This window comes from Streptomyces atratus (genome assembly GCF_900119365.1).
Taxonomy (GTDB): domain Bacteria; phylum Actinomycetota; class Actinomycetes; order Streptomycetales; family Streptomycetaceae; genus Streptomyces; species Streptomyces atratus_B.
This window is the reverse complement of the sequence record NZ_FPJO01000009.1, coordinates 107,644-132,873: the sequence shown is the minus strand read 5'-3', so window position 1 is coordinate 132,873 and position 25,230 is coordinate 107,644. Positions and strand designations below refer to the sequence as shown.

General features: G+C 71.4%; 22 protein-coding genes and 2 pseudogenes. 21 read left to right on the top strand and 3 right to left on the bottom strand.

What is annotated here, in order from left to right:
* The first annotated feature begins 22 nt into the window (after positions 1-22).
* Both BT364_RS17715 and BT364_RS17710 read left to right on the top strand, forming a co-directional pair.
* A complete protein-coding gene (locus tag BT364_RS17715; protein ID WP_072486147.1) occupies positions 23-1,117 on the top strand; it encodes an ABC transporter permease in 1,095 nt (364 codons plus the stop codon).
* Complete coding sequence (locus BT364_RS17710; protein ID WP_072486146.1) at positions 1,114-1,794, top strand: ABC transporter ATP-binding protein; 681 nt, start codon at positions 1,114-1,116, stop codon at positions 1,792-1,794. The genes BT364_RS17715 and BT364_RS17710 overlap by 4 nt, the downstream gene beginning before the upstream one ends.
* A gap of 54 nt (positions 1,795-1,848) precedes the next feature.
* Here the strand turns inward: BT364_RS17710 and BT364_RS17705 are convergent, their stop codons facing one another.
* On the bottom strand, positions 1,849-2,649 hold the full coding sequence (locus tag BT364_RS17705; protein WP_072486145.1) for an IclR family transcriptional regulator: 801 nt from the start codon (positions 2,647-2,649) through the stop codon (positions 1,849-1,851).
* 362 nt (positions 2,650-3,011) lie between these two features.
* Here BT364_RS17705 and allB point away from each other — a divergent pair, with 362 nt between their 5' ends.
* From allB to BT364_RS17670, 7 genes and pseudogenes are all read left to right on the top strand, one after another.
* Positions 3,012-4,355 carry an allantoinase AllB gene (gene allB / locus BT364_RS17700; RefSeq protein WP_072486144.1) on the top strand — a complete coding sequence of 448 codons (1,344 nt, stop codon included), beginning with the start codon at positions 3,012-3,014 and terminating at the stop codon, positions 4,353-4,355.
* 2 nt (positions 4,356-4,357) lie between these two features.
* A complete protein-coding gene (gene alc / locus BT364_RS17695; RefSeq protein WP_072486143.1) occupies positions 4,358-5,473 on the top strand; it encodes an allantoicase in 1,116 nt (371 codons plus the stop codon).
* Positions 5,474-5,735: 262 nt separating this feature from the next.
* Entirely contained in the window at positions 5,736-6,065 is a 330-nt protein-coding gene (locus BT364_RS17690; protein ID WP_072486142.1) for a putative quinol monooxygenase, read from the top strand.
* 45 nt (positions 6,066-6,110) lie between these two features.
* Positions 6,111-6,674: pseudogene (locus BT364_RS17685) on the top strand (DMT family transporter); the annotation flags it as partial.
* A 110-nt stretch (positions 6,675-6,784) separates the two neighbouring features.
* A complete protein-coding gene (locus tag BT364_RS17680) occupies positions 6,785-8,002 on the top strand; it encodes a sensor histidine kinase (RefSeq protein ID WP_072486141.1) in 1,218 nt (405 codons plus the stop codon).
* A gap of 112 nt (positions 8,003-8,114) precedes the next feature.
* Positions 8,115-8,297 (top strand): annotated as a pseudogene (locus tag BT364_RS17675) (response regulator transcription factor); the annotation flags it as partial.
* A 63-nt stretch (positions 8,298-8,360) separates the two neighbouring features.
* On the top strand, positions 8,361-9,557 hold the full coding sequence (locus tag BT364_RS17670; protein ID WP_072486140.1) for a cytochrome P450 family protein: 1,197 nt from the start codon (positions 8,361-8,363) through the stop codon (positions 9,555-9,557).
* A 93-nt stretch (positions 9,558-9,650) separates the two neighbouring features.
* On the opposite strand, the gene BT364_RS17665 is transcribed toward BT364_RS17670, so the two are convergent.
* A complete protein-coding gene (locus tag BT364_RS17665; RefSeq protein WP_072486139.1) occupies positions 9,651-10,673 on the bottom strand; it encodes a Gfo/Idh/MocA family protein in 1,023 nt (340 codons plus the stop codon).
* 133 nt (positions 10,674-10,806) lie between these two features.
* On the opposite strand from BT364_RS17665, the gene BT364_RS17660 reads away from it, so the two are divergent.
* From BT364_RS17660 to BT364_RS17635, 6 genes are all read left to right on the top strand, one after another.
* Positions 10,807-11,565 (top strand): GntR family transcriptional regulator, encoded by a 759-nt coding sequence (locus BT364_RS17660; protein WP_072486138.1) that lies wholly within the window; start codon positions 10,807-10,809, stop codon positions 11,563-11,565.
* 176 nt (positions 11,566-11,741) lie between these two features.
* Positions 11,742-12,755 (top strand): sugar ABC transporter substrate-binding protein, encoded by a 1,014-nt coding sequence (locus BT364_RS17655; protein ID WP_442759020.1) that lies wholly within the window; start codon positions 11,742-11,744, stop codon positions 12,753-12,755.
* Positions 12,752-13,804 carry an ABC transporter permease gene (locus BT364_RS17650; protein ID WP_072486136.1) on the top strand — a complete coding sequence of 351 codons (1,053 nt, stop codon included), beginning with the start codon at positions 12,752-12,754 and terminating at the stop codon, positions 13,802-13,804. Before BT364_RS17655 ends, BT364_RS17650 begins: the two co-directional genes overlap by 4 nt.
* Complete coding sequence (locus BT364_RS17645) at positions 13,801-14,661, top strand: ATP-binding cassette domain-containing protein (RefSeq protein ID WP_072486135.1); 861 nt, start codon at positions 13,801-13,803, stop codon at positions 14,659-14,661. The genes BT364_RS17650 and BT364_RS17645 overlap by 4 nt, the downstream gene beginning before the upstream one ends.
* 132 nt (positions 14,662-14,793) lie before the next feature.
* Positions 14,794-15,957, top strand: coding sequence for an ROK family glucokinase (locus BT364_RS17640; protein WP_072486134.1), 1,164 nt, complete (start codon positions 14,794-14,796; stop codon positions 15,955-15,957).
* A 14-nt stretch (positions 15,958-15,971) separates the two neighbouring features.
* The gene (locus BT364_RS17635) at positions 15,972-16,562 is read left to right on the top strand and encodes a hypothetical protein (RefSeq protein ID WP_072486133.1); all 591 of its coding nucleotides are present in this window, start codon (positions 15,972-15,974) and stop codon (positions 16,560-16,562) included.
* A 55-nt stretch (positions 16,563-16,617) separates the two neighbouring features.
* Here the strand turns inward: BT364_RS17635 and BT364_RS17630 are convergent, their stop codons facing one another.
* On the bottom strand, positions 16,618-17,565 hold the full coding sequence (locus BT364_RS17630) for a methionyl-tRNA formyltransferase (protein WP_072486132.1): 948 nt from the start codon (positions 17,563-17,565) through the stop codon (positions 16,618-16,620).
* Between the two features lie 245 nt (positions 17,566-17,810).
* On the opposite strand from BT364_RS17630, the gene BT364_RS17625 reads away from it, so the two are divergent.
* The 6 genes from BT364_RS17625 to BT364_RS17600 all read left to right on the top strand — a co-directional run bounded on the left by BT364_RS17625 (position 17,811) and on the right by BT364_RS17600 (position 25,222).
* The gene (locus BT364_RS17625) at positions 17,811-19,163 is read left to right on the top strand and encodes a lysine N(6)-hydroxylase/L-ornithine N(5)-oxygenase family protein (RefSeq protein ID WP_072486131.1); all 1,353 of its coding nucleotides are present in this window, start codon (positions 17,811-17,813) and stop codon (positions 19,161-19,163) included.
* 11 nt (positions 19,164-19,174) lie between these two features.
* Positions 19,175-20,233: a FecCD family ABC transporter permease gene (locus BT364_RS17620; RefSeq protein ID WP_072486130.1), complete on the top strand. Its 1,059-nt coding sequence runs from the start codon at positions 19,175-19,177 to the stop codon at positions 20,231-20,233.
* Positions 20,230-21,291, top strand: a complete 1,062-nt coding sequence (locus BT364_RS17615; RefSeq protein WP_072486129.1) for a FecCD family ABC transporter permease — start codon at positions 20,230-20,232, stop codon at positions 21,289-21,291. The genes BT364_RS17620 and BT364_RS17615 overlap by 4 nt, the downstream gene beginning before the upstream one ends.
* A 39-nt stretch (positions 21,292-21,330) precedes the next feature.
* The gene (locus BT364_RS17610; protein ID WP_072486128.1) at positions 21,331-22,185 is read left to right on the top strand and encodes an ABC transporter ATP-binding protein; all 855 of its coding nucleotides are present in this window, start codon (positions 21,331-21,333) and stop codon (positions 22,183-22,185) included.
* 153 nt (positions 22,186-22,338) lie between these two features.
* Positions 22,339-23,388, top strand: coding sequence for an iron-siderophore ABC transporter substrate-binding protein (locus BT364_RS17605; RefSeq protein WP_072486127.1), 1,050 nt, complete (start codon positions 22,339-22,341; stop codon positions 23,386-23,388).
* A 46-nt stretch (positions 23,389-23,434) separates the two neighbouring features.
* Entirely contained in the window at positions 23,435-25,222 is a 1,788-nt protein-coding gene (locus tag BT364_RS17600) for an ABC transporter ATP-binding protein (protein ID WP_072486126.1), read from the top strand.
* Positions 25,223-25,230 lie beyond the last annotated feature (8 nt).

Sequence of the window (25,230 nt, the reverse complement as noted above, 5' to 3'; positions counted from 1 at the left end):
CCCGGACGACGAGGCTGGGGGCATGTTCGTCGCATGGAGAGATCTCCGGTTCGCCAAGGGCCGGTTCGCGCTCATGGGCACGGTCGTGATGCTGATCACGCTGCTCGTGGGCCTGTTGTCCGGGCTCACCGCCGGTCTGGCCCGGGAGAACACCTCGGCCGTCACCGGGCTGAACGCCGACCATCTGGCTTTCGCCGCCCCGCCCGACGGCCGGTCGGTGTCCTTCACCGACTCGACCGTCGAGGAGAGTGCCTGGCGGAGCTGGGCGAAGCGTCCCGGTGTGAGCGGCGCGGAACCGCTCGGCATTCGTACGCTCAACGCCGCCGCCGTCCGGGGCGGGCACACCGCCGCGGTGTCCGCGTTCGGGGTCGAGCCCGGCGGGGGCCTGGCGCCCACCGGTGGCGCGCGGGTCGGCCCGGGGAAGGTGGTGCTGTCCGGGCAGGCCGCCGAGGACCTGGCGATCGGGGCCGGTGACCGGCTGCGGCTCGGCTCCACCGAGGTCACCGTCGCGGCCGTCGCGGGGGACGCCTCGTACAGCCACACACCCGTCGTGTGGACCTCGCTCGACGACTGGCAGCGGTTCGGCGGCGACGGGGAGGGCCGGGCCCGGCACGCCACGGTGATCGCCCTGACCACCACCGACGGCGCCGATCTCGGCGCGGGCGACAAGGCCGCCGGCACCAGCACGCTCTCCCTCGCCGACTCGCTCACCGCCATCGGCTCCTACCAGGCCGAGAACGGCTCGCTCCAGCTGATGCGCGGCTTCCTGTTCGCCATCTCCGCCCTGGTCATCGGCGCCTTCTTCACCGTCTGGACGATCCAGCGCAGCGGCGACGTCGCCGTGCTCAAGGCGCTCGGCGCCTCCACCCGGTATCTGCTGCGCGACGCGCTCGGGCAGGCCGTCGTGATGCTCGTCATCGGTACGGGCGTGGGCACCGCGCTGGCCTCCGGGCTCGGCGCCCTGATCAGCGGCGGGGCCGTACCGTTCGTCCTCGACGCGGCGACCGTCCTGGTCCCGGCGGCCGTCATGATCGTCCTCGGTGCGCTCGGGGCGGCCCTGTCCATCCGGCGGATCACCGCCGTCGACCCGCTCACCGCACTCGGGAGTGCCCGATGACCCTCACCCTCGCCGACGTCACCCTCACCTACCCGGACGGCGACGGCCGGCTCACCGCCCTCGACCGGATCTCGCTGGACGTGCCCGCGGGGACGCTCACCGCGGTCGTCGGACCCTCCGGCTCCGGCAAGTCCAGCCTGCTCGCGGTGGCCGCGACCCTGGTCACCCCGGACGAGGGCCGGGTGGCCGTCGCCGGTACGGACACCATGGGCCTGGGCCGCGCGCAACAGGCACAGCTGCGCCGGGAGCAGATCGGCATCGTCTTCCAGCAGCCCAACCTGCTGCCCTCGCTCACGGCGGCCGAACAGCTCCAGGTGATGACGCACCTCTCGGGCGGCGCGGTACGCGGAGCCCGCGGCCGGGCGCTGGAACTGCTGGACGCGGTCGGCCTGGCGGACCAGGCCGGACGCAGGCCGCATCAGCTGTCGGGCGGACAGCGGCAGCGGATCAACATCGCGCGGGCCCTGATGAACGACCCGGCGGTGCTGCTGGTCGACGAACCGACCAGCGCGCTCGATCACGAGCGGGGCGCGGCGGTGCTGGACCTGCTGGTCGCGCTGACCCGGGAACGGTCGACGGCGACGGTGCTGGTCACCCACGACCTGATCCATCTGGACCGGGCGGACCGCACGGTCCGGATGGACGACGGCCGCCTGACGGCGCCCGAACCGGTCTGAGAAGGGGAGAAGGGGGTGGGTGGCCGGTGCCACCTACCCCCTTCTCGCGTTGTCTCAGCCGGTGGAGCCGCTGCTCGCCAGCGCGTCGGAGAGTTCCTTCGCGGCCTGCTGGAGGATCGGCACGATCCGCTCCGTCGCCGCGTCCGTCACCCGGCCCGCCGGACCGGAGATCGAGATCGCCGCCGAAGTGGGGGAGTCCGGGACGGAGACCGCCAGGCAGCGGACCCCGATCTCCTGTTCGTTGTCGTCGACCGCGTAACCGACCCGGCGGACCTGCTCCAGCGCTTCGAGGAAGCCGTCGGGAGTGGTGATCGTCTTCTCGGTGGCGGCCGGCATTCCGGTACGGGCGAGCAGGGCGCGTACCTCCTCCGGGGGCGTGTGCGCCAGCAGCGCCTTGCCGACCCCGGTGGAGTGCGGGAGCACCCGGCGGCCCACCTCGGTGAACATGCGCATCGAGTGCTTGGACGGCACCTGCGCCACGTACACGATCTCGTCGCCGTCGAGCAGCGCCATGTTCGCGGTCTCGCCGGTCTCCTCGACCAGGCGGGCGAGGTAGGGGCGGGCCCAGGTGCCGAGGAGCCGGGACGCGGACTCGCCGAGCCGGATCAGCCGAGGGCCCAGCGCGTAGCGCCGGTTGGGCTGCTGGCGCACATATCCGCAGAGCACCAGCGTGCGCATCAGGCGGTGAATGGTCGGCAGCGGGAGCCCGCTGCTCGCGGAGAGTTCGCTCAGCCCGACCTCACCCCCCGCGTCCGCCATCCGCTCCAGCAGATCGAAGGCACGCTCAAGGGACTGCACACCACCGCTGGACGCGGCGGGCTTGGAGTCGGATGTGCTGGCGTGGGACGGCGGCACGTCAACGGTCCTTTCGAGGCGGAAGAGCGGGTGCCCCGCCCGGCGAGGCACCCAGCAGCCTACCGGGCGGTTCCCGGTCGGCGCACTGCTCCGGGTGCGGCGTCCTGGCCGGTCAGAGCCTGTTTGTCCCGGTGTCGGCAGTCGGCGGGGCAGTTCTGCGCGACCGCACTGGTCCCATGCTACGTTCCGCTCTCCGAAATGGGTCTTTTGCTTTGTGGAAATCTCCGGTTGTGGGCGAGGGGTGGCCCGCCGACCGTCCGGCGAGGAAAGTGGGGTCTTGACGGGCCCGAATCCCGAGTGAAGACTCCTTCAACAGTTCGTTGAATTCATCGGCGTTCGAAAGTCCGAAGTGAGGAGCACGGGTGTCCGGTGCGGACGTGAAGCTGGTACTGCGCTCGACGCGTGTGGTCACCCCGGGCGGGACACGCCCCGCAGCGGTCGCCGTCGCCGACGGGAGAATCGACGCCGTCCTGCCGTACGACACCGGGGTGCCGGCCGGTGCCCGGCTGGAGGACTTCGGCGACGACGTCCTGCTGCCCGGACTCGTCGACACGCATGTCCATGTGAACGATCCGGGCCGCACGGAGTGGGAAGGCTTCTTCACCGCCACCCGCGCGGCGGCGGCGGGCGGCATCACCACCCTGCTCGACATGCCGCTCAACTCCCTCCCGCCGACCACCACCGTCGACCACCTGCGCACCAAGCAGCAGGTGGCCGCCCCCAAGGCGCACATCGACACCGGCTTCTGGGGCGGCGCGATCCCGTCCAACGTCAAGGACCTGCGGCCGCTGTACGAGGCCGGGGTGTTCGGCTTCAAGTGCTTCCTCTCGCCCTCCGGCGTCGAGGAGTTCCCGGAGCTCGACCAGGAACAGCTGGCCCGCTCCATGGCGGAGATCGCCGGATTCGGCGGGCTGCTGATCGTGCACGCCGAGGACCCGAGCCACCTGGCCTCCGCCCCGCAGCGCAGCGGCCCCGCGTACGCCGACTTCCTCGCCTCCCGGCCGCGCGACGCCGAGAACACCGCGATCGAGGGCCTGATCGCGCACGCCGGGCGGCTGAACGCCCGCGTCCACGTCCTGCACCTGTCCTCCAGTGACGCCCTGCCGATGATCGCGGCCGCCAAGCGCGAGGGCGTACGGATCACGGTGGAGTCCTGCCCGCACTTCCTCACCCTCACCGCCGAGGAGGTTCCGGACGGCGCCACGGAGTTCAAGTGCTGCCCGCCGATCCGTGAGACCGCCAACCAGGACACGCTGTGGGAGGGGCTGGCCGACGGGACGATCGACTGCATCGTCTCCGACCACTCGCCGTGCACCACCGACCTCAAGACGCCGGACTTCGCCTCCGCCTGGGGCGGGATCTCCTCCCTCCAGCTCGGACTGCCCGCCGTCTGGACCGAGGCCAGGAAGCGTGGACACTCGCTCGACGACGTCGCCCGCTGGATGTCGGCCGCCCCCGCCGAACTGGCCGGGCTGACCCGGAAGGGCGCCATCGAGGCCGGCCGGGACGCGGACTTCGCGGTGCTCGCCCCCGACGACACGTTCACCGTCGACCCCGCCGAACTCTTCCACCGCAACCAGGTCACCGCGTACGCCGGAAGGACCCTGTACGGCGTCGTGAAGTCGACCTGGCTGCGCGGCGAACGGATCGCGGCCGACGGCACGGTCGCCGGACCCACCGGCCGACTCCTCGAAAGGAACCAGTGACCATGACGGCGACCGAGCGCTTCACCGGTGACGCGAGCCCGTACGGCGGCGGCGACCCGTACGCCGACTACCGCACCGCCGGCTTCCCCTTCACCGGCCTCGTCGACCTCGCCGACCGGCGGCTCGGCGCGGGTGTGATCGCCGCCAACGACGAGTTCTTCGCCGAGCGCGAGAACCTGCTCAGGCCGGAGCCCGCCGAGTTCGACCCCGAGCGCTTCGGCCACAAGGGCAAGATCATGGACGGCTGGGAGACCCGCCGCCGTCGCGGCGCGAGCGCGGACGTGCCGCACCCCGCGGACGAGGACCACGACTGGGCGCTGGTGCGGCTCGGCGCGCCCGGAATCGTCCGCGGCATCGTCGTCGACACCGCCCACTTCCGCGGCAACTACCCGCAGGCGGTCTCCGTCGAGGCGGCCTGTGTGCCCGGCTCCCCTTCGCCCGAGGAACTCCTCGCACCCGAGGTCGAGTGGACAACGCTCGTACCCCGTACGGCCGTTGGCGGACACGCGGCCAACGGCTTCGTGGTCGCGGCCGAGCAGCGCGTCACCCATCTGCGGGTCAACCAGCACCCCGACGGCGGAATAGCCCGCCTCCGGGTGTACGGCGAGGTCACCCCCGACCCCGCCTGGCTGGCCGCCCTCGGCACCTTCGACCTGGTCGCCCTGGAGAACGGCGGCACGGTGGAGGATGCCTCCGACCGCTTCTACTCCCCGGCCACCAATACCATCCGGCCCGGCCGGTCCCGCAAGATGGACGACGGCTGGGAGACCCGCCGCCGGCGCGACAGGGGCAACGACTGGATCCGCTACCGGCTCGTCGAGCAGGCGGAGATCCGAGCGGCCGAGATCGACACCGCGTATCTGAAGGGCAACGCGGCGGGCTGGGCGAGCCTCTGGGCCCGTGACGGCGAGAGCGGCGACTGGACCGAGGTGCTGCCCCGGACCCGGCTGCAGCCCGATACCGACCACCGCTTCGTCCTGCCGGAGGCGGTCCGGGCCACGCACATCCGGATCGACATCTTCCCGGACGGCGGAATCTCCCGGCTGCGGCTGTTCGGCTCACCGACCGAGGAGGGCGCCGCACGGCTGACGGCCCGCCACCGCGAGCTGGGAGGCTAGGGCCTGTCCGGCGGATCAGGGTCGGACAGGGCGCGGCGTCTGGTGCGGTGCATCGCAAGGCGCCGGAGCGTCTTGATAGCGGAGCTATTCGGACGTTCCGGCAACGCCGCGAGGTGCCGTGCCAGACGCCGTGACCCCGGCCATGATCCGCCGGACAGGCCCTGCTAGGCCCTGTCGGCGGACGGGCCGGTGTCCAGCCCGTCCGGCGCCATCCGGGTGTGCCCGATGAGTCCGCCTCCGGGGCATATGCGACCCTTGACGCATGATCTTCATCGCCGTCAAGTTCACCGTCCGCAGCGAAGAGCGCGACAACTGGCTCCCGGCCGTCGAGCCCTTCACCCTCGCCACCCGGCAGGAGCCGGGCAATGTCTTCTTCGAGTGGTCGTACAGCGTCGAGAACCCCGACCAGTTCGTCCTGCTGGAGGCCTTCGCCTCCCCCGAGGCCGGTGAGGCCCATGTGAAGTCCGAGCACTTCGCCTCGGCCATGGACCTGATGGCGGATCTCGTCGCCGAGACCCCGGAGATCATCAACGTCGAGGTGCCGGGCGAGGGTTGGTCCCGGATGGCGGAGGTCACCCCGCGCTCGCGATGAATCCCTGGGCCGCCGGGGCCTCGAAAGGACCGGTCAGGCCGCGTGGCCGCCGTGACCCGCGTCCGGCCACCCAGGGCCTTCCTCGCCGCCGCGGCGCTCTCCGTCGCCGGTGTCGTGCTGCTGACCCAGGGCGGCGGATTCACCACTCCGTCCGTCGGCGACCTGCTGATGCTGGTGGCCGCCCTCGCCCGTACCGTCCACGTGTTGCTGATGGCCCGCATCAAGTCGGTGCAGGGGGCCGACTCGCTGTCGCTGACCACGGTCCAGCTCGGCAGCTCGGTCGCCGTCTTCGCCGTGCTCGCGGCCCTGCCCGGCACGGGGGAGGCGCCGTGGACCGTGGCCGCGGGATTCGGTGTCCGGGAGTGGGACGGGCTGCTCTTCCTCTCCGTCTTCTGCACGCTCTTCGCCTTCTTCGTGCAGATGTGGTCGGTACGCCGCACCTCGCCGTCCCGGGTCAGCCTGCTGCTCGGCACGGAGCCGCTGTGGGCCGCCGCCGTGGGCATCGCGATCGGCGGCGAACGGCTCGGCGTGCTCGGCGGGGTCGGTGCGGTGCTCGTCCTGGCCGGGACCGCCTGGGGCCGCCGGGCGGTGACTCCGGCCGCTCCCTGAGCCGGGCGGCGGCCTCCGGCCCGGTCCGAAAGTCTCGTGTTCAGCGACTTTGGTCGCTCGACGCGTCCGTGCGGCCGGGGGCATCCGCCCGGTCTGGGTAGTTTTGTGGCATGACGCGTACGGAGTACCGCTGGCTGCTGCCCTCGGCGATGGCCGACCCCGAGCTGCCCGGCGACCGGCGCGGCCGCTCCCGGCGCACCGTGCGGGACTGGGCCGTCGACCTCACCGCCTTCCTCTGTGCGGCCCTGATCGGCGTGCTCGCGGCGGCCGCGATCGAAGCCGACCCCACCACCCCCGACGGCGTCCTGTTCGCCGACGTCGTGATCGGGGCGCTGGCCTGCTGTGCCCTGTGGGTGCGGCGGCGGTGGCCGGTCGGTGTCGCGGTGGCCCTGGTCCTGGTCGCCGCGGTCGAGCCGGTCTCGGCGGGGGCCGTGCTCGTCGCGCTGTTCGGCGTGGCCGTGCACCGCCCGTTCCGGCCCGTGGCGGCCATCGGGGCGCTCGCCCTGGCCCTCGCCCCCGTACAGCCGTATCTGCGCCCCGATCCGGATACCTCGTTCACCGGGGCCACGGTCGTCGGAGTGCTGCTGCCCCTGCTGGTGATCAGCTGGGGCATGGTCGTACGGTCCAGGCGCCAGCTCGTCGTCACCCTGCGCGAGCGGGCCCGCCGGGCCGAGGCCGAGGCGGAGCTCCGCGCCGAACAGGCGCAGCGGCTGGCCCGCGAGGCCATCGCCCGCGAGATGCACGATGTCCTCGCCCACCGGCTGACCCTGCTCAGCGTCCACGCCGGCGCCCTCGAATTCCGCCCCGACGCACCCACGGCCGAGGTGGCCCGCGCGGCCGGGGTCATCCGGGACAGCGCGCACGAGGCGCTCCAGGACCTCCGCGAGATCATCGGAGTCCTGCGCAGCCCCGGCGAGAGCGACGGCGACCGGCCGCAGCCCACCCTCGCCACGCTGGAGTCGCTGATCTCCGAGTCCCGGCTGGCCGGCATGAAGGTCGTCCTCGACAACCGCGTCGTCGACCCCGCCACGGCCCCCGCCGCCACCGGCCGCACCGTCTACCGCATCGCCCAGGAGGGCCTGACCAACGCCCGCAAACACGCACCCGGCGCCGAGGTCACCGTCACGGTCACCGGCGCCCGGGGCGAGGGGCTCACCGTCGAGGTGTGCAATCCGGCGCCCACCGAACCCTTCGAGCAGGTCCCCGGTTCCGGCCAGGGGCTCATCGGCCTCACGGAACGTGCCGCCCTGGCCGGGGGCAGCCTCGGTCACGGGCCGCGACCGGACGGCGGCTTCCGCGTCCGGGCCTCGCTGCCGTGGCCGGCCTGACCCTCGCACCGGCCCGGACCGACGGTCCCCGGCGCGTGAGGCGGCCGGGGCTGGCTACGGTTGTCGTCATGACCACCCGCACCCCGATGGACCCCGCGGCGCAGCCGGTCCGGCTGCTCGTCGCGGCCGTTCCAACGCCGAGATCGCCGCGACGCTCTATCTCAGCGTGGCGACCGTGAAGACGCAGGTGTCCCGGATCCTGGCCAGGTTCGGCTTCAACAACCGTGTCCGGATCGCGCTGTTGGTGCACGACGCGGGCCTGCTCGACGACGACGGCGCGGAGCCGGCGACATAGGCTGAACCGGCCGGTCCGGAGCGACCGGTCCGAACGAGCCGTCAGACCGGGAGGGGCGATCCCATGTCCGATGCCAGTGGCCGTGCCGAGGTCGATGTCGATCTGCGCGGGTTCGCGGACTTCACCGCGAACCCGTATCCGTACTACGAGAAGCTGCGGGCCGCGGGCCCGGTGCACACCGTGCGCACCGAGGAGTTCGAGCGCGTCTGGCTGGTGGTGGGCTACGACGAGGCCCGCGCGACCCTCGCCGACCCGCGGTTCGCCAAGGACTGGCGGGGCCTGCCGGGCGCGCCCGCCGAGAGCGACCCCATCTTCCTCAACATGCTGGAGCTGGACGCGCCCCACCACACCCGGTTGCGCAAGCTCGTCGCCCGGGAGTTCACCGCCCGCCGGGTCGAGGCCCTGCGCCCGCGCGTCCAGCAGATCACCGACGAGCTCCTCGACGCGATGGTGCCCGCCGGGCGCGCCGATCTCGTCGAAGCGCTCGCCTTCCCGCTGCCGATGACCGTCATCTGCGAGCTGATCGGTGTGCCGGACCTGGACCGCGGCGCCTTCCGCCGGCTGTCGCGCGGTGTCATCACCCCCGCCTCGCCGGAGCAGGAGTTCGAGGCGGTGCGCGCCATGAACGAGTACCTCCGCGAACTCATCGAGGACAAGCGGTGCTCGCCCGGCGAGGACCTGATGAGCGCTCTGGTCAGGACGCGCGACGAGGAGGGCGACGGTCTCTCGCCCGACGAACTGGTCGGCATGGCCTTCCTGCTGCTGGTCGCCGGACACGAGACCACGGTCAACCTGATCGCCAACGGTGTACGGGCGCTGCTCGACCACCCCGGCCAGCTGGCGGCCCTGCTGGACGACCCGGAGCTGATCGGGGGCGCGGTCGAGGAGATGCTGCGCTACGACGGTCCGGTGGAGAACGCCACGTTCCGCTATCCCCGCGAGCAGGTCGAGATCGGGCAGCGGGTCATTCCGGCGGGCGCCCCGGTCCTGGTGTCCCTGGCGGGCGCCGACCGGGACCGCGGCCGCTATCCGGAACCGGACACCTTCGACATCCGCCGCGACGCCCAGGGGCACTTGGCCTTCGGCCACGGCGTGCACTTCTGCGTGGGTGCGCCGCTGGCCCGCCTGGAGGGCCGGATCGCGATCCGTACGCTGCTGGAGCGGTGCCCCTCCCTCGCGCCGGACGCGGCGGCCGGGGAGCTGGACTGGATTCCCGGGATGCTGATGCGCGGGGTGCGCGGGCTGCCCGTCCGCTGGTGAGACAAGGAGCTCCGTCATGACCGGACTTGACCTGCGGATGGCGTGGAAGGTGCTCGACAGCCGGCCGAAACCGGACGCCGGGCCCGGCGCCGTTCAGGCGGAGGGCTGCGCCGCGCCGTCGGCGATCTCCGCGATCGTCACGGGGCGGCGCTCCCGGCGGGACACCTCGCACGCCTCCGCGACCAGCAGCGCGAACCACGCCTCCCGGCCGTCGCACGGATTGGGCAGCTCACCCCGCACCACCCGTACGAACGCGTCCAGTTCGGCCTCGTACGCCGGAGCGAACCGCTCCAGGAAACCGGGCCAGGGGCTGGCGGGGGCCGGCGGGCCCTGCGGCTCGGCCGAGGTGACCGGTGTGCGGCCGTCCAGGCCGACCGTGATCTGGTCCAGCTCGCCCGCCAGCTCCATCCGTACGTCGTAACCGGCGCCGTTGCAGCGGGTGGCCGCCGCGGTGGCCAGGGTGCCGTCGTCGAGGGTCAGCAGGACCGCCGCCGTGTCGACGTCGCCCGCCGCCCGGAACATCCCGGGCCCGGCGTCCGACCCGGTGGCGTACACCTCCGTCACCTCGCGGCCCGTCACCCACCGCAGCATGTCGAAGTCATGGACCAGGCAGTCCCGGTACAGCCCCCCGGAGAGCGGGAGGTACGCGGCGGGCGGCGGGGCGGGGTCCATCGTCACCGCCCGCACGGTGTGCAGCCTGCCCAGCGCACCGGCCCGCACGGCGGCGCGGGCCGCCCGGTAGCCCGCGTCGAACCGGCGCATGAAGCCCAGCTGGAGTACGCTCCCGGCCCGGTCGACCTCGCGCAGCGCGCCCAGGGTGCCCGGCAGGTCCAGGGCGATCGGCTTCTCGCAGAACGCCGGGAGTCCCGCCCGCGCCGCCCGGCCGATCAGCCCCGCGTGCGCCGAGGTGGCCGAGGCGATCACCACCGCGTCCACCCCCGCACCGAACACCTCGGCGGCGCCCGGCACGGCCGTCGCGCCGGTGCGGTGCGCGACCTCGGCGGCCCGCGCCGCGTCGGTGTCCGTCACCACCAGGGCGTCCACCTCGGGATGGCGGGCCAGCACGCCCGCGTGGAAGGAACCGATCCGGCCGGTGCCGATGAGTCCGATACGCATGGATCCAACGTGCCGCCCGCCGGCTGCGCTGTCAACCATATGTCCTTACAAGGTGCGGCTTATTCGTCCTGCTGTCCGGACAACAGGACGACCGGACTACCGGAGGTTCTGACGTGAGGGTTACCCTCCACGCGTGTCCAAACCCACCACCGACCCCGCCGCACTTGAACTCGGAGTGGACCGCACCAGCCCGATCCCCCTGTACTTCCAGCTGGCCCAGCAGCTGGAAGCGGCCGTCGAGGAGGGCAGGCTCGCCCCCGGCAGCCTCCTCGGCAACGAGATCGAGCTCGCGGCCCGGCTCGGCCTGTCCCGGCCCACGGTCCGCCAGGCCATCCAGTCGCTGGTCGACAAGGGGCTGATGGTCCGCCGCCGCGGCGTCGGCACCCAGGTCGTGCACAGCACGGTCCGGCGCCCGCTCGAACTGAGCAGCCTCTACGACGACCTGGAGGCCGCGGGCGGGCACCCCACGACCCGCGTCCTGCGCAACACCGTCGAGCCCGCCGGCCCCGAGGTGGCCGAGGCCCTCGCGGTCGCCGAAGGCACCGGCGTACACCTCGTCGAGCGGCTGCGGTACGCCCACGGCGAGCCGCTGGCGCTGCTGCGCAACCACCTGCCGCCCGGGATCGTCGACCTGGACACCGAACGGCTGGAGGCCACCGGTCTGTACCGGCTGCTGCGCGGCGCCGGGATCACCCTGCACAGCGCCCGCCAGACCGTCGGCGCCCGGCTCGCCACCGCCGACGAGGCGGCCGGGCTCGCCGAGACGGAGGGCGCCGCCCTGCTGACGATGGAGCGCACCACCTTCGACGACACCGGACGGGCCGTCGAGTTCGGCTCCCACATCTACCGGGCCTCGCGCTACAGCTTCGACTTCCAGCTGCTCGTACGGTGACGACGGCCGCACGGCTCCGTCGACGTCCCCGTACGCCCCGGTGCCGACACACGCCTCCCGCCCCTGCCGGGCGGCGCCGCCGACCGCTCGGGGATACTTGGCCAGCCGGGCCGGGTGTGCACCATCCCCGGCCACTCCAAGCAGCACAGCGAGCAGCACAAGAAGGGCACGGCGTCGTGGCAAGGGTTCGGACAGGGGTACGTGCGATGGGCGCCGTGCTTGCGGCGGTGCTCGGGGCCTCCCTCGTGGGATGCAGCAGTACCGGTGGCAAGCGGGCGGAGGAACGCGCGGCCCGCGCCGCCGCCGAGGGCCGGGCCGCGGTGGACACGCCCCGCTGGACCTTCGCCATGGTCACCCACTCGGGCGACGGGGACACCTTCTGGGACATCGTCCAGCGCGGTGCCGAGCAGGCGGCCGTCAAGGACAACATCAAGTTCCTGTACTCGCACAACGACGAGGCGCAGCAGCAGGCCCAGCTGGTGCAGGCCGCCATCGACCAGAAGGTCGACGGGCTGATCGTCACCCTCGCCAAGCCCGATGCCATGAAGGACGTCGTGGCCAAGGCCACCAGGGCCGGGATCCCGGTGATCACGGTGAACTCGGGTTCCGCGGAGTCCGAGCGGTTCGGCGCGCTCACCCACATCGGCCAGGACGAGTCCATCGCGGGCGAGGCGGTCGGCGAGGAGCTCAACGCACGGGGCCGCAAGAAGGCGCTCTGCATCCTGCACGAGCAGGGCAACGTCGGCCACGAGCAGCGCTGCGCCGGAGCGAAGAAGACCTTCGACGGACAGATGCAGAACCTCTACGTCGAGGGCACCAACATGCCCGACGTCCAGGCGTCCATCGAGGCCAAGCTCCAGGCCGACAAGAACATCGACGCGGTCGTCACCCTCGGCGCGCCGTTCGCGGACGCCGCCGTCAAGGCGAAGAAGACCGCGGGCAGCAAGGCCGAGATCGACACCTTCGACCTGAACGCCAAGGTCGCCACGGCCCTCCAGGACAAGACCCTCGGCTTCGCGGTCGACCAGCAGCCCTACCTCCAGGGGTACGAGGCGGTCGACCTGCTCTGGCTCCACCGCTACAACGGCAATGTCCTCGGTGGCGGCCGCCCGGTCCTCACCGGGCCGCAGATCATCACCTCGAAGGACGCCGCCGAACTCGCCCAGTACACGAAGCGGGGGACCCGATGAGCACGATCGCCGGGCCGTCCGCGCCGGCCGGGACCGACGAGCGGCTGATGCGCACCTCACCGCTGCGCAGGCTGCTCGGCCGCCCCGAGCTCGGCTCGGTGGTCGGTGCCGCGGCCGTCTTCATCTTCTTCTCGATCGTCGCCGACAGCTTCCTGCGCGCCTCCAGCCTCGGCACGGTGCTGTACGCGGCCTCGACGATCGGGATCATGGCGGCGCCGGTGGCGCTGCTGATGATCGGCGGCGAGTTCGACCTCTCCGCCGGTGTGCTGGTCACCAGCTCCGCGCTGATCTCGTCGATGTTCAGCTATCAGATGACGGCGAACGTCTGGGTCGGCGTCTTCGTGTCACTGCTGGTCACCCTGGCCATCGGGGCGTTCAACGGCTTCATGCTGACCCGCACCGAACTGCCGAGCTTCATCATCACCCTCGGTACGTTCCTGATGCTGACCGGCCTCAATCTGGGCTTCACCAAGCTGATCAGCGGGACCGTGTCCACCAAGGCCATCGGCGACATGGAGGGCTTCGACTCGGCCCGCAAGGTCTTCGCCTCGCAGTGGACCGTCGGCGGCGTCGAGTTCAAGGTCACCATCCTGTGGTGGGCCGTACTCGTCGCGATCGCCACCTGGATCCTGCTCCGCACCCGCTTCGGCAACTGGATCTTCGCCGTCGGCGGCGAGGCCGACGCGGCCCGCGCGGTCGGCGTCCCCGTGATCCGCACCAGGATCGGGCTCTACCTCGGGGTCGCCTTCGCCGCCTGGGTCTCCGGCCAGCACCTGCTGTTCTCGTTCGACGTGGTGCAGTCCGGCGAGGGCGTCGGCAACGAACTGATCTACATCATCGCGGCCGTCATCGGCGGCTGTCTGATCACCGGCGGCTACGGCTCCGCGATCGGCTCCGCGGTCGGTGCCTTCATCTTCGGCATGACCAGCAAGGGCATCGTGTACGCGGAGTGGAACCCGGACTGGTTCAAGTTCTTCCTCGGAGCCATGCTGCTCCTGGCCACCCTGCTCAACGCATGGGTACGCAAGCGCGCGGAGGCGACGAAGTGACGGCCCCCAAGGCACCGGCCGACCAGGAGGCGCCCCACCGGGCGCTCGTCGAGCTGGACCACGTCAGCAAGTACTACGGCAACATCAAGGCCCTGACGGACGTCTCGCTGGAGGTCCACGCGGGCGAGATCTCCTGTGTGCTCGGCGACAACGGCGCCGGCAAGTCCACCCTGATCAAGATCATCGCGGGGCTGCACCGGCACGACGCCGGGACCTTCCTCATCGAGGGCGAGGAGACCACCCTCGCCAACCCGCGCGACGCCCTGGACCGCGGCATCGCCACGGTCTACCAGGACCTGGCCGTCGTCCCCCTGATGCCGGTCTGGCGCAACTTCTTCCTCGGCTCCGAGCCGACCACCGGCTCCGGCCCCTTCAAGCGCCTCGACGTACGGCTGATGCGTGAGACCACCCGCTCCGAGCTGCTGCGCATGGGCATCGACCTGCGCGACGTCGACCAGCCGATCGGCACCCTCTCCGGCGGCGAGCGCCAGTGCGTCGCCATCGCCCGGGCCGTCTACTTCGGCGCCAAGGTCCTCGTCCTGGACGAGCCCACCGCCGCGCTCGGCGTCAAGCAGTCCGGGGTCGTGCTGAAGTACGTCGCGGCCGCCCGCGACGCGGGTCTCGGCGTGGTCCTCATCACGCACAACCCGCACCACGCGTATCTGGTCGGTGACCGTTTCGTGCTGCTGAAGCGCGGCGCGATGTCCGGCAGCCACACCAGGGCGAGCGTCACGCTGGACGAGCTGACCCGCCAGATGGCGGGCGGCAGCGAGCTGGAGGAGCTCAGCCACGAGCTGGAACGGGCCCCCGCACCGACCCGTCTCGGCGGCCACCCGGTCCCCGGCAAGCCCGAGTAGCCCCCGGCCGGCACCGGCCCCGTACCCACCGGTCCGCCAGCCCCGGTGCGCGGGCAGTGGCAGAATCGAGGCCGACGGGCGCAGTCCGCCGCCGGGAGCACCGCCCCGGCTCCCCCAGACCCCGCAGGGACGATGAGCACGTACCGCGACTTCACACACCGCGGCTCCGCCCGCGCCACCGTCCTGCGGACCGTGGGCACCCGGGAGCGGCGCTCGCACCTCACGGCCCCGCGGGTCCCCACCGTCGGCATCGACATCGGCGGTACGAAGGTGATGGCGGGCGTCGTCGACGCGGACGGCAACATCCTGGAGCAGCTGCGCACCGAGACGCCGGACAAGTCCAAGAGCCCCAAGGTCGTCGAGGACACCATCGTCGAGCTGGTCCTGGACCTCTCCGACCGGCACGATGTGCACGCCGTCGGAATCGGCGCGGCCGGCTGGGTCGACGCGGACCGCTCCAAGGTGCTCTTCGCCCCGCACCTCGCCTGGCGCGACGAACCCCTGCGCGACGCCCTCGCCTCCCGCCTCGTCGTCCCCGTCATGGTCGACAACGACGCCAACACCGCCGCCTGGGCCGAGTGGCGCTTCGGCGCCGGCCGCGGCGAGGACCACCTCGTCATGATCACGCTCGGCACCGGCATCGGCGGCGCGATCCTGGAGGACGGCCAGGTCAAGCGCGGCAAGTACGGCGTCGCCGGTGAGTTCGGCCACATGCAGGTGGTGCCCGGCGGCCACCGCTGCCCCTGCGGGAACCGCGGCTGCTGGGAGCAGTACAGCTCCGGCAACGCGCTCGTCCGGGAGGCCAAGGAGCTGGCCGCCGCGGACTCCCCGGTGGCCCACGGAATCATCGAGCGGGTCAAGGGCAACATCCCCGACATCACCGGGCCGCTCATCACCGAACTGGCCCGCGAGGGCGACGCGATGTGCGTCGAGCTGCTCCAGGACATCGGCCAGTGGCTCGGCGTGGGCATCGCCAACCTGGCCGCCGCGCTCGACCCCTCCTGCTTCGTCATCGGGGGCGGTGTCAGCGCCGCCGACGACCTGCTCATCGGCCCCGCCAGGGACGCCTTCAAGCGCCATCTCACCGGCCGCGGCTACCGGCCCGAGGCCCGGATCGCCAAGGCACAGCTCGGCCCGGAGGCGGGTATGGTCGGCGCCGCGGACCTGGCCCGGCTGGTGGCCCGCAGATTCCGCCGTACCAACCGCCGCCGCGTCGAGCGGTACGAGCGGTACGCCCAGATCTACGACCAGGCCGCGAGCACCATCCGTAATACGCGCAACACCCGCACCTCCTAGGGATTCCCAGACACATGACCGCCGCCGAGCACCCCGTCCTGCCGCGTCAGTCCTCGCCGCCCGACGACGGCCGGCCGCCGCAGGACCGGCGCCGGATGATCCGCCGTCGGCTGATCACGGCGACCATCATCGTGCTGCTCATCGGCATCCCGGCCGGCTATCTGCTGATCTCTGCCGGGCAGAGCCGCCGCGCCGGTCAGAACAAGGAGGCCGAGGCCTCCGCGCAGGGGCTCCGGGAGGGCTGGCCGTCCCGGATGCAGCGCCGGATCTTCGAGCTGCCGATGCCCGGCAACTCCCTGGACGTGCAGTACTACGAGACCAACAACTGGAAGGCCAGCCGGCTGTACGTGGAGTTCCGCACCACCTCCGCCGGGCTCGACCGCTTCCTCGGCCGGATGGGCAGCGGGCGCTCCGACCTGGAGCCCGGCAAGGTGACCATCGGCGCCCGCGACCAGCAGGTCTCGGGCTGGAAGTTCGGTCCCGGGGTCGAGTGGGCGGGCACCACGCACACCAACAAGGACCCGCGGCCCACCCAGGACATCATGGTGAACATGACCGATCCGATGAACCCCGTCGTCTACGTCGTGTCCGCGGCGACCCCCTGACCCGACCGTTCGGCCCGAGGGAGGGGCACCCCGGGACCCTGGAGACGACGGTGTGTCAGGGGCGGTCGGTCAGGTAGCCGCCCATGGAGGTGAAGTACTCCGTCGCGGGCATCTCCCGGCCGTTCTCGGTGCGTACGCGTGTGATGGCCAGGCCGTGGTTGCGGCCGGTGCGGGCGTCGGCTCCGGCGACGATCACCACGCCTTCGCCCTCGCGGTAGAAGACGCGGCCGGGCGTACCGCCGTAGCGGTTCTGGGACACCACCGCGGCGAGGACCTCCAGACGCCTGCCCTTGTGGAAGGTGAAGGCGCTGGGGTACGGCTCGGACTGGGCGCGGACCAGGCGTTCGAGGTCCTTTGCCGGCCAGTTCCAGTCGATGCGGACGTCCTCGGTGGACCGCTTGTGGAAGAAGCTCGCCAGGGTGCGGTCCTGCTTGGTGAACTCCGTCTGCCCACCGGCGATCAGGTCGAGCGCGCCGATGGTGACCGGGGCGATGAGGTCGACGGTCTTGTGGAAGAGGTCGGTGGCGGTGTCCGCGGGACCGACCGGAACCGCCTCCTGGCGGACGATGTCGCCGGCGTCGAGCTCGTCGTCCATCATGTGCGCGGTGACGCCCACTTCGGACTCGCCGTTGATCAGGGCCCAGATCAGCGGGGAGAAGCCGGCGTACTTCGGCAGCAGCGAATCGTGCACGTTCAGCGTGCCGTGGCGCGGGAGGCCGAAGATCCGCGGCGGGATCCACGTCCGCCAGTTGTTGGCCACGATGATGTCCGGGTCGGCCGCCTTGAGGCGCTCGAACAGCTCCTCGTCGTCCGGGCGGTTGCGGATCAGCACCGGGACGCCGTGCTCCTCGGCGAGGTCGGCGACGGAGTCGCTCCAGATCTTCTCGTACGCGTGCTCGCTCTTGGGGTGCGTCACGACCAGAACCACCTGGTGCTCGGAGTCCAGGAGGGCTTGCAGGGTGCGGTGGCCCCAGGTCTGGTAACCGAACATGACGACCCGCATGGGGTTCCTCCTCAGGGCAGGGATAGACCGGCAGCAAGTAAAGCAAGGCTTACCTTAGTTTGCAACAAGGTTATCCCGGCCCGTGGTTGACGGTCCGTCAGTGCGTCGATGCCGGATTGCTCTATCGACAACCTCGCGTGATTAGCTTAGGCTCACCTAAGTTTGGCGGGCGGCCCGGTCGGCGTGCCTGCCTCTCGTACTTTCCCTACGCCTGACAGGCGGCTTTCCCGCACGATGGGAGTGACATGTCACAGGTTCTTCCTGGCGACGCACCACTGGTCCACGACCTGATCGGGATCGGCTTCGGCCCCTCCAATGTGGCCATGGCGATTGCGCTGAGCGAGCACAACTCAGGCGTCGGCAGGCAGGAGCCGGTCACCGCTCACTTCTTCGAGCAGCAGCCTGGTTTCGGCTGGCACCGCGGCATGCTGATCGACGACGCGACCATGCAGGTCTCCTTCCTCAAGGACCTGGTGACGCTCCGGAACCCGGCCAGCGAGTTCAGCTTCCTCTGCTATCTGCAGAGCAAGGGCCGGCTGATCGACTTCATCAACCACAAGAACCTCTTCCCACTGCGGGTGGAGTTCCACGACTACTTCGAGTGGGCCGCGGCCAAGGTCGACGACATGGTCTCCTACGGCCACGAGGTCGTCTCCGTCACGCCCTTCGTCCACGACGGTGTCGTGGAGTACCTGGACGTGACCGTCCGGTCGGAGGAGGGGCTGGAGGTCCACCGGGCCCGCAACCTCGTCATCGGCACCGGGCTGCGCCCCCTCATGCCGGCGGGCGTCGAGCGCGGTGACCGCGTCTGGCACAACTCCGATCTGCTGCACAAGGTCGACGGGCTGGAGGGTGCCTCGCCCCAGCGGTTCGTCGTCGTGGGCGCCGGACAGAGCGCCGCCGAGAACGTCGCGTACCTGCACCGCCGCTTCCCCGGGGCCGAGGTCTGCGCGGTCTTCTCCCGCTACGGCTACAGCCCCGCCGACGACAGCAGCTTCGCCAACCGGATCTTCGACCCCGGAGCGGTCGACGACTACTTCAGCGCGCCCGCCGGCGTCAAGAGCCGGCTGATGGCCTACCACGGCAACACCAACTACTCCGTGGTGGACATCGACCTGATCGACGACCTGTACCGGCAGATGTACCAGGAGAAGGTCCTGGGCACCGAACGGCTGCGCTTCCTCAACGTGTCCCGGGTCAGCGATGTGGAGGAGACGCCCGACGGCGTACGCGCCACCGTGAAGTCCCTGGTGACGGGCGAGGAGACGCATCTGGACGCCGATGTCGTGGTGTTCGCCACCGGCTACAGCCCCGCCGACCCCCTCGGCCTGCTCGGTGAGGTCGCCGGCCGCTGCCTGCGCGACGACGAGGGCCGCGTCCGTGTCGAGCGCGACTACCGCGTCTCGACCGACCCCGGCCTGCGCTGCGGCATCTACCTCCAGGGCGGCACGGAGCACACGCACGGCATCACGACGTCCCTGCTGTCCAACACCGCGATACGGGTCGGCGAGATCCTGGACTCGCTGCTCGACCGGGGCGTCAAGTCGGCCTCCGACGCGGTCCGGCCGGTCGCCGACGGCACCGGGACAAAGGGATAACGACCGCCGACATGCGCACGACTGCAGTTGAGCGTCCCGCTCCCGGGGGGACAGCAGGGGCCCGCCGACGGCGGCTTGTGGGTCTGCTCGCACTCGCGGCGGTCCTCGTGGTCGCCGCGGCGGTGTCCCTGGCCGTCGGCGCCCGCGCGCTGAGTCCCGCCGAGGTCCGGCACGGACTGTTCGCGGCCCCCGACCCCGACCGGCGGCTCACCGAGATCAGGCTCATCGTGCAGACCGTGCGGGTGCCCCGGACGGTGCTCGCGATCGTCGCGGGCATCGCTCTGGGGACCGGCGGCGCGCTGATCCAGGGGTACACGCGCAACCCGATCGCCGATACGGGCCTGCTGGGGGTGAACGCCGGCGCCTCGTTCGCCGTGGTGTCGGTGATCGCCGTGTTCGGCTTCGCCGACCCGTTCCAGTACGTCTGGTTCGCCTTCGTGGGGGCGGCGATCGCCGGCGTCGTCGTCTTCGGCCTCGCGAGCATCGGCCGGGGAGCGGGCAATCCGCTGACGCTCGCCCTGGCCGGGCAGGGGATCACGGTGTTCCTCGCGGCGATGACCACGGCGGTCGCGCTGTCCGACCAGGAGTCGCTGAACGCGCTGCGGTTCTGGAACGCGGGCTCCGTGGCCGGTGCCGGGTTCGACGTCATCCGGCCGGTGACCGCGTTCATCGCGGTCGCACTGGTACTGGCGCTGATCACCCTGCCCGCCCTCAATCTGCTCAACCTGGGCGACGACGTGGCGCGGGGGCTGGGCGTGAACATCGCGCTGAGCCGGGCCATCGGCATCGTCGCCATCACCCTGCTGGCCGGGGCGGCCACGGCGGCCTGCGGCCCCATCGCGTTCCTCGGGCTGATGGTGGCCCATGTGGCCCGGTACCTGACCGGGCCGGACTACCGCTGGCTGGTGCCGTACGCGGGGCTGCTCGGAGCCGTCGTCCTGCTGGTCTGCGACATCGTGGGGCGTCTGGTGGTGCGGCCGGGCGAGTTGGACGCGGGAGTGGTGGTCGCTCTCCTCGGCGCCCCGTTCTTCGCGATTCTGGTGTGGCGCGGAAAGTTCAGGAACGCATGAACGGGACAGAAGTGAACCCATCGGTGGCGCCGGGTGTGCGGCTCGGACAGGTGTCGTTCGTATGGCGGCCCTGGCTCGTCCTGGTCACGGTGCTGCTGGCGGCGGCGGCCTTCCTGGTGTTCTGCCTCTCCATCGGCGTCGGGGACTTCCCCATCGGCCTGTCCCGGGTGATCGCCACGATCCTCGGCCGGGGCGAACAGGTCGACGAGTTCGTGGTCATGGATCTGCGGATGCCGCGTGCGCTGGCCGGTCTCGTCGTGGGGATCGCGCTGGGGGTGTCCGGGGCGATCACGCAGTCCGTCGCGCGCAACCCGCTGGCCAGCCCGGACGTCCTGGGCATCACCGGGGGAGCGGGCGCGGTCGCGGTGTTCCTGGTGACGGTGTCGGGCGGCACCGCCGCGGCGGTCGTCGGCTCGGTGGGCCTGCCCGCGGCGGCGCTCGCGGGCGGTCTCGGCACGGGGCTGCTGGTGTACTTCCTGGCGTGGCGGCGCGGGATCGACGGCTTCCGGCTCATCCTCATCGGCATCTCGGTGAGCGCCGTGATGGAGGCGATCACGACCTGGCTGCTGGTCCAGGCCGACATCAGGGACGTGGCCAGGGCCCAGGCGTGGCTGGTCGGTTCGCTGGCCGACCGGTCGTGGGACGAGATCGAGGTGGCGCTCTGGTGCACGGTCGCCCTCGTCGTCGTGGTGGCCGGTGCCGCGTTCCAGTTCAAGCCGATGCACCTCGGTGACGACGTCGCCGCCGGCCTGGGCGTCCGGCATACGTGGGTGCGGGCGATCCTGCTGCTGTGCGCGGTGCTGCTGGCCGCGGTGGCGGTGAGCGCGGCGGGCCCCGTTCCGTTCGTCGCTCTGGTGGCGCCGCAGGTGGCGATGCGGCTGGCGAGGTTCCCGACGCCGCCGATGGTGGCCTCCGGCCTGGTGGGGGCGCTGCTGCTGATCGGCTCGGACCTCCTCGCGCGTACGGCGCTGCCGATCACTCTGCCGGTCGGCGTGGTCACCGCCGCGATCGGCGGCCCGTTCCTCGTGTATCTGCTGGTGCGGGCGAACCTGAGGTAGACGGTGAGAAAGCAAGGCGAATCCAACCAAGGGGGGCTCGTGGCCGCTCAGTTCATCACCGAGACCGGGACCGCGACGGAGACCGGAGCCGAGGGGGTCCCGCGGCTGGCGGCCAGGGGCGTCACGGTCGGGTACGGCGGCCGGACGGTCATCGACGATCTCGACGTGGCGATCCCCCCAGGGGTGATCACCACGATCATCGGCCCCAACGGCTGTGGCAAATCGACCCTGTTGCGCACCCTGACCCGGCTGCTCAAGCCGGCCAGCGGCTCGGTCGTGCTGGACGGCGAGGACATCGCCCGGCTCAGGACCAGGGACGTGGCGAAGAAGCTCGGCCTGCTGCCGCAGGCGCCGGTCGCGCCGGAGGGGCTGACGGTGGCCGACCTGGTCGCCAGGGGGCGCCATCCGCACCAGAGTTGGCTTCGGCAGTGGTCCTCGGACGACGCCGGTGTGGTGGAGCGCGCACTGGCCATGACCGGGGTCCTGGAACTGGCGGACCGTCCGGTCGACTCGCTGTCCGGCGGGCAGCGTCAACGCGTCTGGATCTCGATGACCCTGGCCCAGGGCACCGACCTGCTGCTGCTGGACGAGCCGACCACCTATCTGGACCTGGCGCACGCGATCGACGTACTCGATCTGGTGGACGATCTGCACGAGTCCGGGTGCACCGTGGTCATGGTGCTGCACGACCTCAATCTGGCCACGCGCTACAGCGACAACCTCATCGTGATGCGGGCGGGATCCGTCCTGGCGCAGGGGCACCCGCGTGACGTGATCACCGCCGAGTTGCTGGACGAGGCGTTCGGGCTGCGCGCCACGGTGATCGACGATCCGGTGGGGGACCGGCCGCTCATCGTGCCGATCGGCCGTACGCACGTACGGCTCGATCCGTAGGTTCTGCCGGGCACGAGAGCGGCCGGGAGCCCAACTCGTTCCCGACGGAGGAAAATTGCCTGGTTAGGCTAGGCTGCCCTCACTTATTCAGGGTAAGGTTTGGCTGCCCTTACACAGAGGTGCAGTGAGCAGTGTGAAAGCAAGGGATTCCGGATGCTTCTCCATCGAACGACGCTTGTGAAGCCCTGGCGGCGGGTGGCGGCGATGCTGTCCGCCACGGCCCTCGGTGTCGGTCTCCTCGCGGGATGCGGTTCCGACTCGGCGGACAAGAAGAGCGACGACACCCCGGCAGCTGCCGCCGGTGCGTTCCCGGTCACCGTGGAGCACGCATTCGGATCCACGAAGATCACCAAGGCTCCCCAACGCGTCGTCTCCGTCGGCTACACGGACGACCAGGCCGTCCTGGCGCTCGGCATCAAGCCGGTCGGCATGGTCGACCAGTACCCCAACCCGGCGGGCAAGTCCCCCGACATCAACACCCAGTGGCCCTGGGTGAAGGACAAGTGGGGCGACACCCGCCCCGAGGTCGTCATGAACAACGGTGACTCGGGCCCCAATTACGAGAAGATCGCCTCGCTGCGGCCGGACCTGATCACCGCGGTGTACTCCGAGATCGACAACGCCGCCTACGAGAAGCTCTCCAGGATCGCCCCGACGGTGGGACGCACCAAGGGCGAGAAGGAGCCCTTCAGCGCTCCGTGGCAGGACAACGCGGTGCACATCGCCAAGGCGCTCGGCAAGGAGACGGAGGGCACCGAACTGGTGCAGGGCATCCAGGACAAGCTCGACGCGGCCAAGAAGGCGCACCCGGAGTTCGCCGACCGAACCGCCGTGGCGCTCTCCTGGTACAAGGACTCCGTCGCGCCGTTCACCTCCACCGACGTGCGCGGGCGACTGACGACGGGCATCGGCTTCAAGTACCGGACCGAGATCGACACGATCGCGGACGGCAAGTTCTTCACCGCGCTGTCCCCCGAGCGCGTCGACCTGGTCGACGTCGACCGCATCTTCGTCATCAACGACAAGGCGGACACGGAAGCGCTGAAGAAGTTCGAGCTGTTCACCAACCTGCCCGCCGTCAAGGACGGCAAGGTGTCCTACCTGCTGGACAGCGAGGGTCCGGCGGTCGGCGCGGCCATGTCCCAGGGCACCCTGCTGTCGTTGCCCTACGCGATCGACGAACTCGTCAAGTCGGTCGACTAGACATGCCGATCGGACGGCCCCGTCCCCGGAGAGATTTGGTCTTCGCGTGAGCACCACCGACACCCGCGTCGCCCCGGCAACCCTGCGCACGGCGACCGGGGGCGAGGCCGCCGGATGGGTCGTGGCGCACTGCCGCCGGGCCCCGTGGCTGACGGCCTCCACCCTGCTCACCACGGTGGCCGGGGCAGTGCTCCAGGTGCTCCCCGTGCTCCTGCTGAGCCAGGTGGTCGACGGGGTGACCGAGGGCGGATCGCGTTCGGTGCTCGTCACGGTCGGGGCACTGATGGTGGCCGCCGCGCTGCTCGGCGCGGTGGCCACCGCCGTGTCGACGTACCTGATCGGGCGGTTGGGGGCCGATCTGCTCGCCCGGCTGCGGGAAGGCGCCGTCCGCGCCGTGCTGGGGATGCCGAGCGCACGCGTCGAGCAGGTCGGCCGGGGCGATGTGCTGTCCCGGGTCGGCGACGACGTGGCCGTGCTGTCCAAGGGCATCCGGTCCGCCATCCCCACGGTGTTCTCCGCGGGCGTGCTGGTCGTCATCGCCACGGCCGGCATGTTCGGACTGGACTGGCGGCTCGGCCTGGCGGGCGCCGGCGCGCTGCCCGCGTACGGGCTGGCGCTGCGGTGGTACCTGCCCCGGTCCGCACCGCTCTACCGGAAGCAGCGGGCCGCTCAGGCCGACCGTGCCCAGGCGCTGATCAGCGGTCTGAACGGGATCGGCACGGTCCGGGCGTACCGCCTGGAGGAGGCCGTACGCGAGAAGGTCACCCGGGAGTCGTGGCGGGTGCGCGATCTCGGCGTCGATGTGTTCCGCTTCTTCGGGCGGTTCGTCGGCAGGGAGAACCGCGCCGAGTTCATCGGGCTGGTCCTGATCGTGGTGGTGGGGTACGCGCTGCTGGAGGCCGACGCCGCCAGTCTGGGCGAGGTCTCGGCGGCCCCGCTGATGTTCCACCGGCTGTTCACCCCGCTGGGCGCCATCATGTTCACCTTCGACGAGGCGCAGAAGTCGGGCGCGAGCCTCACCCGTCTGGTCGGGGTGCTGGGGGAGCCCGCGGAGGAGCGGCTGGTGGGCGATGTGTCCGTCGCACCGGCCGGCGCCGGGCCGTACCCGGTGACGGTGGAGGGGCTGACCTTCGGCTATCCCGACACCGAGGAACCGGTCCTGCGGGACGTGAACCTGTCCATTCCAGCCGGTGGTTCGCTGGCTTTGGTGGGGGCGACGGGTGCCGGCAAGTCGACCCTGGCCGCGCTGATCGCCGGCATCGGGACCCCGCAGTCCGGTTCGGTACGTATCGGGCCGCACGACCTCGCCGGTCTGGACGAGGCCGGGGCGCGGGTCCTGGTGAGCATCCTGACGCAGGAGACCCATGTGTTCTCGGGGTCGCTCGCCGACGACCTGCGGCTCGCCGCACCCGGCGCGGGCGATGCCGAGCTGATGGAGGCGTTGCGCACGGTCGGCGCGGGCGAGTGGGCCGAGCTGCTGACCGACGGGCTGCACACCACGGTCGGCGAGGGCGGCGAGCGCCTGGATGTCACCAAGGTCGCCCAGATCGCCCTGGCCCGGCTGGTGCTGGGCCGTGCGCCGGTGGTGGTGCTCGACGAGTCGACCGCGGAGGCGGGCAGCGAGGGCGCCGCCGAGCTGGAGCGGGCCGTGCTGGCCGCGTGCTCGGGGCGGACCACGCTGTACGTGGCGCACCGGCTGACCCAGGCGATGGCGGCGGACCGGATCGCCGTGCTGTCCGCGGGGCGCGTGGTGGAAGAGGGGACGCACGGGGAGCTGGTGGCTCTGGGCGGTCAGTACGCGCGTCTGTGGCGAGCCTGGCGCGAAGGTAGTTAGGCAAACCT

Bases quoted from the DNA above. Each gene is read 5' to 3' on its own strand.
- BT364_RS17650 (WP_072486136.1), top strand. From the start codon at position 12,752: ATGAGCACGATCGCCGGGCCGTCCGCGCCGGCCGGGACCGACGAGCGG.
- alc (WP_072486143.1), top strand. From the start codon at position 4,358: ATGACGGCGACCGAGCGCTTCACCGGTGACGCGAGCCCGTACGGCGGC.
- BT364_RS17690 (WP_072486142.1), top strand. From the start codon at position 5,736: ATGATCTTCATCGCCGTCAAGTTCACCGTCCGCAGCGAAGAGCGCGAC.
- BT364_RS17635 (WP_072486133.1), top strand. From the start codon at position 15,972: ATGACCGCCGCCGAGCACCCCGTCCTGCCGCGTCAGTCCTCGCCGCCC.
- BT364_RS17630 (WP_072486132.1), bottom strand. From the start codon at position 17,565: ATGCGGGTCGTCATGTTCGGTTACCAGACCTGGGGCCACCGCACCCTG.
- BT364_RS17710 (WP_072486146.1), top strand. From the start codon at position 1,114: ATGACCCTCACCCTCGCCGACGTCACCCTCACCTACCCGGACGGCGAC.
- BT364_RS17620 (WP_072486130.1), top strand. From the start codon at position 19,175: ATGCGCACGACTGCAGTTGAGCGTCCCGCTCCCGGGGGGACAGCAGGG.
- BT364_RS17680 (WP_072486141.1), top strand. From the start codon at position 6,785: ATGACGCGTACGGAGTACCGCTGGCTGCTGCCCTCGGCGATGGCCGAC.
- BT364_RS17615 (WP_072486129.1), top strand. From the start codon at position 20,230: ATGAACGGGACAGAAGTGAACCCATCGGTGGCGCCGGGTGTGCGGCTC.
- BT364_RS17670 (WP_072486140.1), top strand. From the start codon at position 8,361: ATGTCCGATGCCAGTGGCCGTGCCGAGGTCGATGTCGATCTGCGCGGG.
- BT364_RS17625 (WP_072486131.1), top strand. From the start codon at position 17,811: ATGTCACAGGTTCTTCCTGGCGACGCACCACTGGTCCACGACCTGATC.
- BT364_RS17715 (WP_072486147.1), top strand. From the start codon at position 23: ATGTTCGTCGCATGGAGAGATCTCCGGTTCGCCAAGGGCCGGTTCGCG.
- BT364_RS17665 (WP_072486139.1), bottom strand. From the start codon at position 10,673: ATGCGTATCGGACTCATCGGCACCGGCCGGATCGGTTCCTTCCACGCG.
- BT364_RS17640 (WP_072486134.1), top strand. From the start codon at position 14,794: ATGAGCACGTACCGCGACTTCACACACCGCGGCTCCGCCCGCGCCACC.
- BT364_RS17605 (WP_072486127.1), top strand. From the start codon at position 22,339: ATGCTTCTCCATCGAACGACGCTTGTGAAGCCCTGGCGGCGGGTGGCG.